Annotated in this window: 13 protein-coding genes; 10 read left to right on the forward strand and 3 right to left on the reverse strand. The window is 40.8% G+C overall.

What is annotated here, in order from left to right:
* Positions 1 to 58 precede the first annotated feature (58 nt).
* The 5 genes from OM33_RS06820 (at position 59) to OM33_RS06840 (ending at position 6,142) form a co-directional block, all read left to right on the forward strand.
* A complete protein-coding gene (locus OM33_RS06820) occupies positions 59 to 1,246 on the forward strand; it encodes an efflux RND transporter periplasmic adaptor subunit (protein ID WP_038640274.1) in 1,188 nt (395 codons plus the stop codon).
* A 9-nt stretch (positions 1,247 to 1,255) separates the two neighbouring features.
* The gene (locus OM33_RS06825; protein WP_038640277.1) at positions 1,256 to 4,369 is read left to right on the forward strand and encodes an efflux RND transporter permease subunit; all 3,114 of its coding nucleotides are present in this window, start codon (positions 1,256 to 1,258) and stop codon (positions 4,367 to 4,369) included.
* A gap of 95 nt (positions 4,370 to 4,464) precedes the next feature.
* On the forward strand, positions 4,465 to 4,779 hold the full coding sequence (locus OM33_RS06830) for an HI1450 family dsDNA-mimic protein (protein WP_038640279.1): 315 nt from the start codon (positions 4,465 to 4,467) through the stop codon (positions 4,777 to 4,779).
* A gap of 121 nt (positions 4,780 to 4,900) precedes the next feature.
* Positions 4,901 to 5,692: a DUF481 domain-containing protein gene (locus OM33_RS06835; RefSeq protein ID WP_038640281.1), complete on the forward strand. Its 792-nt coding sequence runs from the start codon at positions 4,901 to 4,903 to the stop codon at positions 5,690 to 5,692.
* Between the two features lie 15 nt (positions 5,693 to 5,707).
* A complete protein-coding gene (locus tag OM33_RS06840; protein WP_038640282.1) occupies positions 5,708 to 6,142 on the forward strand; it encodes a hypothetical protein in 435 nt (144 codons plus the stop codon).
* Positions 6,143 to 6,167: 25 nt separating this feature from the next.
* Here OM33_RS06840 and OM33_RS06845 read toward each other — a convergent pair whose 3' ends face one another.
* Complete coding sequence (locus OM33_RS06845; RefSeq protein WP_038640284.1) at positions 6,168 to 6,680, reverse strand: FKBP-type peptidyl-prolyl cis-trans isomerase; 513 nt, start codon at positions 6,678 to 6,680, stop codon at positions 6,168 to 6,170.
* Between the two features lie 7 nt (positions 6,681 to 6,687).
* Positions 6,688 to 7,590 carry a tRNA-modifying protein YgfZ gene (gene ygfZ, locus OM33_RS06850; RefSeq protein ID WP_052141057.1) on the reverse strand — a complete coding sequence of 301 codons (903 nt, stop codon included), beginning with the start codon at positions 7,588 to 7,590 and terminating at the stop codon, positions 6,688 to 6,690.
* A gap of 107 nt (positions 7,591 to 7,697) precedes the next feature.
* On the opposite strand from ygfZ, the gene OM33_RS06855 reads away from it, so the two are divergent.
* Both OM33_RS06855 and OM33_RS06860 read left to right on the forward strand, forming a co-directional pair.
* The gene (locus OM33_RS06855; protein ID WP_038640288.1) at positions 7,698 to 7,949 is read left to right on the forward strand and encodes an FAD assembly factor SdhE; all 252 of its coding nucleotides are present in this window, start codon (positions 7,698 to 7,700) and stop codon (positions 7,947 to 7,949) included.
* Positions 7,950 to 8,112: 163 nt separating this feature from the next.
* The gene (locus tag OM33_RS06860) at positions 8,113 to 8,340 is read left to right on the forward strand and encodes a hypothetical protein (RefSeq protein WP_038640290.1); all 228 of its coding nucleotides are present in this window, start codon (positions 8,113 to 8,115) and stop codon (positions 8,338 to 8,340) included.
* A gap of 4 nt (positions 8,341 to 8,344) precedes the next feature.
* Here OM33_RS06860 and nadB read toward each other — a convergent pair whose 3' ends face one another.
* On the reverse strand, positions 8,345 to 9,946 hold the full coding sequence (gene nadB / locus OM33_RS06865) for an L-aspartate oxidase (protein ID WP_038640292.1): 1,602 nt from the start codon (positions 9,944 to 9,946) through the stop codon (positions 8,345 to 8,347).
* A gap of 289 nt (positions 9,947 to 10,235) precedes the next feature.
* Between nadB and rpoE the strand changes: the two genes are divergently transcribed.
* Genes rpoE through OM33_RS06880 form a run of 3 tightly spaced genes read left to right on the forward strand, consistent with a single transcriptional unit; the run spans position 10,236 to position 12,365 of the window.
* Positions 10,236 to 10,817, forward strand: coding sequence for an RNA polymerase sigma factor RpoE (rpoE, locus tag OM33_RS06870; RefSeq protein ID WP_038640294.1), 582 nt, complete (start codon positions 10,236 to 10,238; stop codon positions 10,815 to 10,817).
* A gap of 9 nt (positions 10,818 to 10,826) precedes the next feature.
* Positions 10,827 to 11,417 carry a sigma-E factor negative regulatory protein gene (locus OM33_RS06875; protein WP_038640296.1) on the forward strand — a complete coding sequence of 197 codons (591 nt, stop codon included), beginning with the start codon at positions 10,827 to 10,829 and terminating at the stop codon, positions 11,415 to 11,417.
* Between the two features lie 3 nt (positions 11,418 to 11,420).
* Positions 11,421 to 12,365 (forward strand): MucB/RseB C-terminal domain-containing protein, encoded by a 945-nt coding sequence (locus OM33_RS06880; protein ID WP_038640297.1) that lies wholly within the window; start codon positions 11,421 to 11,423, stop codon positions 12,363 to 12,365.
* Positions 12,366 to 12,404: the final 39 nt, after the last annotated feature.

Here is a 12,404-nt window from a genome sequence, read left to right on the forward strand (position 1 = left end):
AACTCGGCTTTCGAGCTGAAACCAAAAATTTGCTCTATTTGTGATAAGGGAGAGTTACATGTTTAAAACCACAGTTAAGAAGGTTAGTTGCCCGACTAAATCGGCTCTGTTTGTTAGTTGTATCTTGTTAGGGCCAATAGCTTTAACTGGGTGTGGTAAAGAACAAGTAGTGCAAAAAGCGCCAGCTCCGGCCGTTTCTGTTTACACCGTAAACAGCGATTTAGTAGGCACTTACCGAGAGTTTACAGCACGCACGCAAGCATCTAAAGAAGCTGAAATCACCACTCGTGTACAAGGTGAGTTGATTGAGCGTAAGTTTGTGGAAGGTTCGAAAGTTAAAAAAGATGATCTTTTGTTGAAAATCGACCCCAGTGAATATCAAGCGTTAGTGGCACAATATGACGCCGATCTAAAGTCAAAAATAGCCGGTGCGGCAGGTGCATCGCGTGACTTGAAGCGTGGTAAAGAAGTGGCTGAACAAGGATTTATCTCACAGTCAGATTTAGACAAACTAATTACAAATGCTGCGCAAACGCAAGCAGCTGTTAAGGCCGGTGAAGCGGCTCTGACAAAAGCAAAGTTAGATTTAAGTTACACTGAAATTAGCGCACCATTCGATGGCCAAATTGGTCGCGTAAATATTGATGTAGGCAATATTATCAGCCCGCAAAGTGGCGTATTAGCAACGATAACGTCGATTGATCCAATTTACGTTAATTTCTCAGTTGAGGAAGCGCTTTACACCACTTATTTACAAGAGCACCATAATATTCAAAGCCCTGATCAGGTTCCAATCGATTTAAAAATTCGCCTGCCAAACAACACCGAATACGCAGAAGCGGGCATGCTCGATTTTGCAGACACTAAAATTGACAGTAACACAGGTACAGTAGAGCTTAGAGCGACGTTCCCTAACCCTAATGGGATTGTTCTACCAGGCCTTTTTGTTAAGTTGATTGCAGAGAGTAAAAATAAATCGCAAATGGCGCTAGTACCTCAAGCAGCGGTACAAGAAAATCAACAAGGTAAATTTGTACTCGTTGTTGATGAAACGAATAAAGTAAGTACGCGACATGTTGATTTAGGCCGTCGTGTTAATGCCATGTGGGTAGTTAATTCGGGCATTAAAGCTGGTGAGAAAATCATTATTGAAGGGCTGCAAAAGGTACGCCCAGGAGTTGAAGTTAATCCAATCGATAAAAATGTTGATGCGATAACCGGTGTTATCACAAATAGTGCTGAATAGGTGATTTAGATGATTAGTAAAACCTTTATTAATCGGCCTAAATTTGCGCTGGTTATTTCAATTGTTATCACACTGGCTGGTTTAATATCGTTATACCTGTTACCAGTGAATATGTACCCAGAGATTACGCCTCCACAAATCCAAGTGACTGCCGTTTACCCTGGTGCGAGTGCTCAGGTAGTAGAAGAGTCCGTTATCCGGCCCATTGAAGAGCAAATCAATGGGGTGGAGGATATGCTCTACATTGAATCTACAGCTGCGAATAACGGTACAGCGACGATTACTGTGTACTTTAAAGTCGGCACCGACGATGATATGGCACAAGTTAATGTTCAAAACCGGGTGGCATTAGCAGAGGCGGGACTGCCGGAAGAAGTGAAACGTCAAGGTGTTGTGGTGCGAAAGCAATCCAGCAATATGCTTTTGGGTGTCACGCTTTACAGTGATCAAGAGAACCTCGATGATATTTTCTTAAGTAACTACGCTACTAACTATTTAACTGAACCATTGGGCCGTATTCCGGGTGTTGCCAATGCTGAGGTAATGGGTGAAAAAACGTATTCGATGCGTATTTGGTTAAATCCAAATAAAATGGCATCGCTTGGAGTGACCGTCGCAGATGTACAAAATGCACTAAGAGAGCAAAACTTAATTGTTGCAGCGGGTAAGTTAGGCGCAAGTCCAGCACCTAAAAATCAACAGTTTGAGTACTCTATTCAAGCGCGTGGCCGTTTAAAAACCCCTGATGAATTTGGTGATACGATTATTCGTGCCACTAATGAAGGCAATTTTGTTCGTTTATCAGATATTGGTCGTATTGAGCTAGGTTCTAAAATTTATGGCTTTACTGCTAAATTAAACGGTGACGATACCGCGTTTTTAGTTATCTACCAATTACCTGATGCAAACGCGACTGAAGTGGCGGCAAATGTTAAAAAAGAAATGGAAATTCTTGCGGAACGTTTCCCAGATGGCCTTCATTACAGCATTCCTTATGACACCACAGAGTTTATTAATCGCTCAATTGATGAAGTTGTGGTTACGCTTTACCAAGCGGTTGCTTTGGTTATTTTAGTTGTATTTTTATTCTTGCAAAACTGGCGCGCGACGCTTATTCCATCAGTAGCTATCCCTGTTTCGCTTGTCGGTACTTTTGCTTTTATGATGCTAATGGGTTATTCGATTAATACCATTACGTTATTTGGCTTAGTGCTGGCAATTGGTATTGTGGTAGATGATGCGATAGTTGTAATTGAAAACGTGGAACGCATCTTAAAAGAAGAAAAGCTGCCAATAAAAGAAGCGGTAACCAAAGCCATGGAACAAGTGTCAGGGCCCATTGTGGCAACTACCTTGGTACTGTTGGCAGTATTTGTACCGGTTGGTTTTATGCCGGGCATTACCGGTGAGCTTTATAAGCAGTTCTCAGTAACAATTTCATTTGCTGTACTTATTTCGTCGATAAATGCGTTAACGCTGAGCCCTGCGCTGTGTACTTTATTACTGAGTGAAAAGGCGATGAAGCCAGTAAAATGGCTTGCACCTGTTGAGCGTGGTATTGAAACGTCAACCAAAAAGTACTCTTCAAGCGTAAGCTGGTTGTTAAAGCGCTCTGCTCGTGTGGGTGTTGTTACTGTGTTGCTTTTTGCTGCAACCGGTTGGTTAACAAAAACAGTTCCCACAGCGTTTGTTCCAGCTGAAGACCAAGGTTATTTATTTGTTGATGTGCAACTGCCTGATGCAGCGGCAAGTGGTAGAACCGCGGAAGTGATGGCGAAAATTACAGATGTGATTTTGGCAGATCCTGCGGTGACAGACTTTATTTCTGTTGCAGGTAGCTCGCTATTAGGTGGCCCAGGTTCTAACAATGGATTAGGTATTATTATCCTGAAAGATTGGGAAGAACGCACAGCGCCAGAACTTGGTTTACAGCAAATAATTCCGCGCTTAATGGGGCAGCTTTTTGCGATGCCAGATGCGCAAATATTTGTCTTTAACCCTCCACCAATTCCAGGACTTGGAACGAGTTCGGGTTTTGAATTCAGATTACTGGACAGTGAAGGTCGCGATCCATCTGAACTTGCTCAGGTAATGAATGGCCTTATTTATGAGGCGAACCAACGTCCAGAATTGAGCCGTGTATTCAGTACTTTCCGTGCGAATGTACCGCAATACTTCCTTGAAATTGACCGAGATAAAGCTAAGGCACAAGGTGTAGCATTAAGTGATGTTTTTGTCACACTGCAAGCACAGTTAGGTTCGTTATATATTAATGACTTCAACCAATTTGGCCGTACTTATCAGGTAGTAATTCAGGCAGAAACCGAGTACCGTAAAGATCCGTCGGATTTAAATAATTACTATGTACGCGCAAGTAATGGTGAGATGGTGCCATTAACAACACTTGCTAGCCTTGAACCAATTTTAGGCCCAACCAGCATAAATCACTTTAACTTGTATCGCAGTGCAAGTATTACAGGGCAGCCTGCACCAGGTTATTCAAGCGGTGAGGCTATTCAGGTGATGCAAGAGCTGTCAGCACAGTTACCGACAGGTTATATTTATGATTGGGCTGGACAAACGAGACAAGAAATTCAGGCAGGTAATTTAGCACCACTGTTATTTGGTTTAGCGATTATCTTCGTTTACTTATTCCTAGTCGCGCAATATGAAAGTTGGACAATTCCATTCTCGGTAATTGCTGCCGTACCACTTGCTATTTTTGGGGCAATGAGTGCGCTTTATGCTGTGGGAATGGCCAATAATATTTATGCGCAAGTTGGCTTAATATTGTTGATTGGTCTCTCTACCAAAACCGCTATTTTGATTGTCGAATTTGCTATGGAGCAACGCGCTGCCGGCCACAGTATATTTGAATCTGCACTGAATGCTGCAAGGTTGCGTTTTAGAGCGGTATTAATGACGGCATTCTCATTTGTACTAGGCGTATTGCCACTCGTATTTGCAACAGGTGCGGGTGCCGGAAGCCGAGTTAGTTTAGGTTTAACTGTACTTGCAGGGATGTTAGCCGCGACAATTCTCGGTACGCTACTTATTCCAATTTTCTATGCATTAATTCAAACAATGCGAGAAAAAGTGAAAGGAAAGCTCGCGAGTGAATGATTAACTCGATAATTTAACAAAAATATAAGGCAAAGAAGCACTTCTTTGCCTTTTTTGTTTTGATATAATCAATAAAAAAATTCCTGAGCAAATTTATGACACAAGCAGATCATTTGTGGACCATTGAAGAAGCCACCAACCATGCGTACGAGGTGTTTTTAGAACTGGCACCTGACAACCTATCTGAACAAGACATTATTGAATTTAACAAGTATCGAGAAGATCTTGGTTTTATTGAAGAAAGTGAGCCTGATGAATCGTGGCAAGAGTTTACTGAATTTGAAATTGAGCCAGAGCTTTATATTCAAGTATTAGTTGGTTTGGAATTTGAAAACCAAGATATATTATTTGCCAGAATATTGATTAGTCGTGACAAAGCAGCCCCATTTGTACACGTTCTTTGGAAATAAGAAGAGTTACTCGGTAAGAAATAAATTTGGTAAGTAAAATTACATTTTCTACGCGGACTTTTTTATCTTATTTAGTTAACGTAACAATTTTAGAAGTGGATAAAGGTTTTAAGAGTTATTCATGCGCTCGGCAGTTGTATTAATTTGTTTATTCTTTTGCGGTAAGCTTTTTGCTGGTGATCCTGATCCGTTCGAGGATTTTGCCATTTATGGTGAAACACCTGTTGATGATAGATATGAAGAAAATAAGGGACGGCTATTTTTTGGCGATGTTGAGCTAGGTTTTATTGTCACTACGGGTAATACCAATACCTCGAGTGCTAAACTTAAATCTAATTTGATGCAAGATGTCAGTAATTGGCGAAATCAGCTGAAATTTGACTCGCTAGTAAAAAAAGAAAATGAGAACGAAAGCAGTTTATCGGCTGCGCGTTATTTTACCTCTTTACAAAGTAACTATTTACTTAACGAAAGTAACTCGTCTTTATTTTTATACGGCGATTATGAATATGATAAATTTAGCGGTATTGAAAAGCAGGCGAGTTTTGCAACTGGTTATGGTTGGCGTTTTTTAGAAGGTAAGAAAAATACCATTGATTTAGATATTGGACCGGGTTTGAATTACCAAGAAACAGAGTCGAAGCAGTCAAACCTTGGTTACTTAGTGAGGTTAGCGCTGCAATGGGAGCGTATTGTCAGTAAGCGTACTCGTTTTAACCAAGATATCAGTGCCGAACATTCCTTAAGTGGTTTAAATTCAAGAATTAAATCTGAAACCTCATTGGTCAGCCAAATTAGCGGTGCTTTGAGTCTCAAGTTTTCATACCTTTATCGTTACAATACAATGCCTGAGGTGGGTAAGCGGCATTACGATGCTGAAACAAGCGCTACCTTTGTATTTAGTTTTAACTAATTTGGAACAATTTTAATGTATTCACATAAGCAAATAGCTTGGGCTATTTTATTTTTGATGACGTGGATTTTCTCATTCACATTGCTCGCAGTGTATTTGCTTGGGCCAATTACGGGTTTACTTTTATTTGCTGGATTTGTGCTTTTAGTCGCGTTTTTGTTTCATGGCATGACGGTGATTGTGAAAGACAATACCATTAAGTGGGGGTTTGCGTTTGGTTGGTTTGGTCAAACACTGTCATTGTCAGAGATTGTTTCGTATCAGGCGGTGACAAACTCGTGGCGTCATGGCATTGGTTTACGTATAAGTCATGATGGTTTTGTGTATTCAGCGCACGGTTTTAAAGCGGTAGAGTTAGTATTACAAGATGACACGAAAATACGTCTTGGCACGAACGATCAAGAAGGATTAATTGCTGCCTTGGATAAACAAAAAAATAGCGCTCAATAGCGCTATTTTTGTTTGGTTGCTTATATTAACAACAACCACCGTTTTCGTCGTGTTTGTGCTCTGAGCCACAACCGCCTGCACCGTGGACGTGGCCATGGGCTAGTTCGTCTTCAGTTGCATCTCGAACATCCAGTATTTCAACATCAAATGTTAAATCAATACCTGACAGAGGGTGGTTGCCATCGACAACGACATCTTCGTCTTGAATATCGATAATAACCACTGTTTGCTCACCATCATCAGTCGTTGCACGAAATTGCATGCCGACCTCAATTTCCATGCCTTCAAACATTGATTTCGGCACTGCTTGCATTAGGCCATCATGACGTTCGCCATAACCATCTTTCGCCGCAACGTCTACGGTAAATGTATCACCTGCTTGCTTGTCAATGAGTGCATTTTCAAGGCCTGGGATCAAAAAACCAGAACCGATAATGAACTCAAGCGGTTCATTGTCGAATGAGCTATCGATTGCATTTTTGTCTTTATCCATTACTGAATAATGCAGTTTTACCACTTTTTGCTGTGCAATTTTCATATCTAACCTAATCTTCAAGTGTGTATGGAAGAGGTGTCACACAAAGGTGAGACTCTTCATTATCTTTGATGCGAAACTGAGCTTGCTCAGATGTATCGTTTGGCAATACAGCTTGCACATACGTGCCTTCTGCTGTTACTGCAATATTGGTAATTTTACCTGCGCGGCGCCAGTTTTCACCGAGTTGTATTTCTAGCTCGCTGGCATTTTCAATAGTTTGCTCTTTTGCAAATAAACTGTACATGGCACGTTTGTTTTTACCGAGATATTTCATGCGTGCCACCGTTTCTTGTCCGGTGTAACAGCCTTTGTTAAAGCTAATGCCACCAATCGCTTGTAGATTTACCATTTGCGGCACAAATTCATCTAATGTGTCTGAACTTAAACGTGGTAAACCCGCTTTGATTGTAGCAGCAAGCCAATCATTCTCGTGATCTTCAATGGTTAGTTTACTTTCAAGAGTGGCAAGTTTGTCAGTTTCAACAACCAGCTCTACTAGTCCATTTGCTAAATGTAGTGCATAGCCTAATTCGAATTTAACTAAGTTAGCTTCAGCAAAAGAGATTGATAATAGTGATTCAATATCGTGTGTGTTTTCAGCAATCAGGCCGATAGTATTTAATGATTCACTCAATTCAAATTCAGCTTTTGAAAATACACCGTATTTTTTAAGCTCAGCAAAACTTTGATTTGCTTCACTTTCACTTGCAAGTAGTAAAAAGCTTTCCGGTGTGGCGATAAGCTTATGTACTGACCATAATTTACCTTTCGCATTACAATGACCAGACCATAAAAATGTACTGTCATTAAGCGAATTTAAGTCTTGCGTTACTTGTCCATGGAGGTAAGACTTTCTATCTTGACCGCTAATTTCAATCACTTTTTCAGCTATACGATTTGCTAATACCATAATTGCCATATCATTATAAATTAATGCATTGATTTTAACTTAGATTCCTGATGATTGCATGCTTAGCTTTTGCTACTATTAGCAAGCGCTAATTAACGAGGTATGAAATGAGCAATTTAGATAGTAAGGCTAAATTACGTTGGGCATGTCGCCGTGGTATGTTGGAACTGGATGTTTTACTGAGACCATTTGTTGATGAAGCCTTTGATGCGTTAAGTGATAAGGATAAAGCGATTTTTCAGCGTTTACTGACAGCCGACGATCCGGATCTGTTTGCATGGTTCATGGGTCACGAAGAGTGCAAAGACGCTGAGTTAAATTACATGGTTAATGTCATTCTTAATCGTGTCAGAGTTTAGAATATACGTTAATCAATCCAAATTAATGCCGAGTATTTACATCGGCATTAACCTTCCAATTTTCGCCATTGCACTATTACCCGCAAACAACCTGATTTCGATTTGTTGTGTTACAGCCTTTCTGCTCTGTATCAGTTGCTATTGTTATTATCAGCTAAATAAAATGCTGGTTAGTGAACGTTATTTGTTAGTGGATGAGAAGCAATTTATTATAAGCTACCAAGATGGAAAGAAAATTGGTGATATCAGTCCGTTTAGTATCGTGACGCAATGGTTTGTTATTATCAAGTTTAAACGTAAACCGGCTAAAAATAGTCAGTTAATTTTATTCAATGCATTATCTCAACAGGATAAAAAACGGCTCCTAAGAGCCGTATATCACCAACAGTAAAACGTTAGTTTTTGAAAAGCACTGTAGGTTCCGGATTTGCTTTTGGCTCAGGATAGTCGAGCGTGTAATGAAGCCCGCGGCTTTCTTTTCGCTCTAGTGCACTGCGGATAATTAATTCAGAAACCTGAACTAAATTGCGTAGTTCGAGTAAGTTATTACTAACGCGGAAATTAGTGTAATACTCATCAATTTCTTGTTGTAATAATTCAACTCGACGCAATGCACGCTCTAAACGTTTGGTGGTGCGAACAATACCCACATAGTCCCACATAAATAAGCGTAACTCGTGCCAGTTATGGGTAATGACAATTTCCTCGTCAGAATTTGTCACGCGGCTTTCATCCCAGTTCGGGATAGTAACAGGGCTATTGGGTTGTTCTAGTTGTGAAATAATATCTTTTGCCGCTGCTTGGGCAAATACAATGCATTCCAGTAAGGAGTTACTGGCCATGCGATTAGCGCCATGCAAGCCTGTATAAGCAACTTCACCGATGGCATATAAGTTATCTAAATCAGTCTTACCATTAAAATTGGTCATTACACCACCACAGGTATAATGTGCTGCTGGCACAACTGGAATCGCTTCTTTAGTAATGTCGAGACCAACACTTAGGCACTTTGCATAGATAGTCGGGAAGTGATCGATAATAAAGTTTTTATCTTTATGACTAATATCCAGATAAACACAATTCGCGCCAAGGCGTTTCATTTCATAGTCGATTGCACGGGCTACGACGTCTCGCGGCGCTAGTTCGGCGCGCTCATCAAAATCTGGCATAAAACGTGTGCCGTCAGGGCGTCTTAAATATGCGCCTTCTCCGCGCATAGCTTCGGTGATCAGAAAGTTCTGTAGTTCAGGGTGATACAAACTGGTTGGGTGGAACTGATTAAACTCCATGTTGGCTACGCGACAACCTGCACGCCATGCCATTGCAATGCCATCGCCACTGGAAACATCTGGATTTGAAGTGTAAAGATAAACCTTACTTGCACCACCCGTTGCAAGAGCCACAAAACGAGCATTAATGATTTCAACTTGTTCCGATAAGCGGTTCCAAACATATAAGCCATGGCAGCGTTTACCCGAGTGACCTAGTTTTTCATCGGTAATTAAATCGATAGCGTTATATCTTTCAAGCAATTGAATATTTTTGTGCTCTTTAACACGATCGATAAGTGTGGTTTGAACTGCTTTCCCTGTTGCATCGGCGGCATGTAAAATGCGGCGGTGGCTGTGGCCACCTTCACGCGTTAAGTGGTAACGTTCTTTACCAAGTGCATTTTTATCCATATCAAATGGCACGCCTTGCTCAATAAGCCATTTCATACAGGTTTTTGCATTGCTTGCTGTATAGTGAACTGCATCTCGGTCACATAATCCGCCGCCAGCGGCGAGGGTGTCTTCAACATGAGATTCAACACTGTCTTCTTTATCAAACACTGCTGCAATGCCACCTTGGGCATACATGGTTGAACCTTCGGTTAATGGACCTTTACTTAATACAGTTACGTTGCAGTAATTTGCTAACGTGAGGGCCAAAGTTAAGCCTGCTGCACCACTGCCTACGATAACAACATCGGTTGTTAATTGTGGTGTATTTGTCATACAAGTATCACTTTACAATGCTATTGAGTTATAAGCGCTATATTAACACCAATTAGCACAATGATAAAAAGACAAAAATTGCACTTAATAGTAAGGAAATGAGGAAATAACTTCGATTTATAGCGATAAGCTTATTTTGTGCTAATTTTGCATTAGAAAAGGTGTTAAAGTCAGTTAATTAAGTTTTTTATAAAATGAATCGAACTTTTTCATAACCCTAGAGTCCTATATTGTGAATTTATTCTCGGGAACAAGAGAAAGACTATAAACAAGAGGAGTACCGGCTCGAATGAGCGAGCAGGATTTGGATTTAGCGCTAGTAAGAAAAGTTCAGCAAGGTGATAAAAACGCATTTAATGTGCTTGTTAAAAAATATCAGAATAAAGTTGCGAACTTAATTGGACGTTATGTCTCTAACCATGGAGATGTTGCGGATATAGCACAAGAAGCGTTTATAAAAGCATATCGCGCATTACCTGGTTTTCGAGGTGAGAGTGCGTTTTACACATGGCTTTATCGTATTGCGGTTAACTGTGCTAAAAACCACTTAGTGTCAATGGGACGCCGTCCACCTGCGAATGACGTAGATGCGGATGATGCAGAGTTTTACGATGGTGCAGATGCATTGAGAAGTAATTCTACACCCGAAAACTTGTTACTAAGTGATGAAATTAAACAGGTAATTTTTAAGACTATTGATGGTTTACCAGATGATCTTAAAACAGCAATTACATTACGCGAATTAGAGGGGTTAAGTTACGAAGATATTGCCATGATTATGGACTGTCCTGTAGGGACTGTCAGATCTCGGATTTTCCGAGCTCGCGAGGCAATCGACAATCGACTTGACCCAATATTAAATAATGCATAGGTCGCTTATATGACTAATTTGAATGAGAAACGAAAAGAACAAATATCGGCTTTGTTTGACGATGAACAGAGTCTTGAAAGCCGGCATTTGGGTGATGAATTAGAACACGCAGCATCGCGTTATTCACTGATTGGTGATGTTATGCGTGGTGAGGGTCAATCGCTAATTCAAATCGATATCGCAGATCAGGTCGCGTTAGCATTAGAACAAGAAGAAACATATAACCAAGAACCGTTCGCTGAAGATGCCAATGTTACAACGCAACAAAACACAGTAGCCATCTCGAATTGGAAAAAACCGTTTGCACAACTTGCTATCGCAGCAAGTGTTGCAGCAGTTGCGGTAATTGGTGTGCAAACCGTACCACAAAGTACCGATTCCATTAATGCAGAGCCACAAATTCAAAATTTAGAAACGATTCCTTTCGGTGGTACAGCAACGCCTGTTAGCTATTCTACTGAACCTGCGCTTGAAACCGCACAAAAAGGTTTAAAGGAACTAGAAGAAAAACGCTTAGGTGCGCTTTTAATTGAGCACCAAAGGCAGTCGCGTATTGCCCAAGCAGAAAAAGTGAAAGAAGACGATTCGGAGAACAACTAATCAATGCGACTATTCGTTGTCTTAGCTTGGCTTGTAGTTGCGTTGCCAAGCTTTGCTTCTGAACCTAATGAAGCCAAGCAGCTATTATTAGATATGGCCGAAACGGTCAAAAAAAGTAACTTTACCGCCTCATTTGTTGTTGTTAAGGGGCGCAATAATATCGAGCCTTATGCATGGCGCCATGCAAATTACAATGGCACTGAATTAGAGCACTTAAGTTTGCTTGATGGAGCAGGTGTTGAAATGCTCCGTGTGGGTAATGTGGTTACCTATTTCGAGCCTCAAAATACGCCTTACTCTTTATACAGCTCATCGCTGGCAGGGCCAATCCCGAGTGTTATCTTTAATGACATTTCAGATTTAGAACCACATTATCATTTTGCTTTGGGTGGGAAGTCACGTATTTCTGGCCGAGTTGCGCAATTAGTAAGAATTGAGTCAAAAGACCAAAGTAAGTTTAACTACTGGCTTTGGTTAGATGGTCAGTCAAAATTGCCGTTAAAAACTGCGTATGTGTCAGCAACAGGCGAAATTGTTGAACAATTACAAATGACCAACGTGAGTTTCAGTGAGCAGCCGAGTGTTGAACTTATCGAAATGAGTCAGCAAAATTTACCAGCGCCAGTGGCAGCAGCATCAGATGATAACAGCATTGAAACATGGCAGATTGAGGCGATGCCAGCAGGTTTCGCGCTGATCAAATCTGAACGCCAAACGTTAAACTTAAATGGCGAATTGGCAGATTATTATCTTTATAGTGACGGTTTGATCGAAGTATCCGTTTTTATACAAAGACCTCTTGCCAGTAATGGCCGTAGCAAAGCGCTTTCTGCTGGAGCTACTACAGTATTTATTCATCAAGCCGCAGGTTATGAGGTGTCTGTGATTGGTCAACTACCACCAATGACTGCTAAACTAGTGGCAGAATCGGTAAAGCGAGCCCATTAAAGCATTGCATTCAGTTCAACTGAATTAACAGATAAACAA

The sequence above is a fragment of the Pseudoalteromonas piratica genome (genome assembly GCF_000788395.1).
Classification (GTDB): Bacteria; Pseudomonadota; Gammaproteobacteria; order Enterobacterales; family Alteromonadaceae; genus Pseudoalteromonas; species Pseudoalteromonas piratica.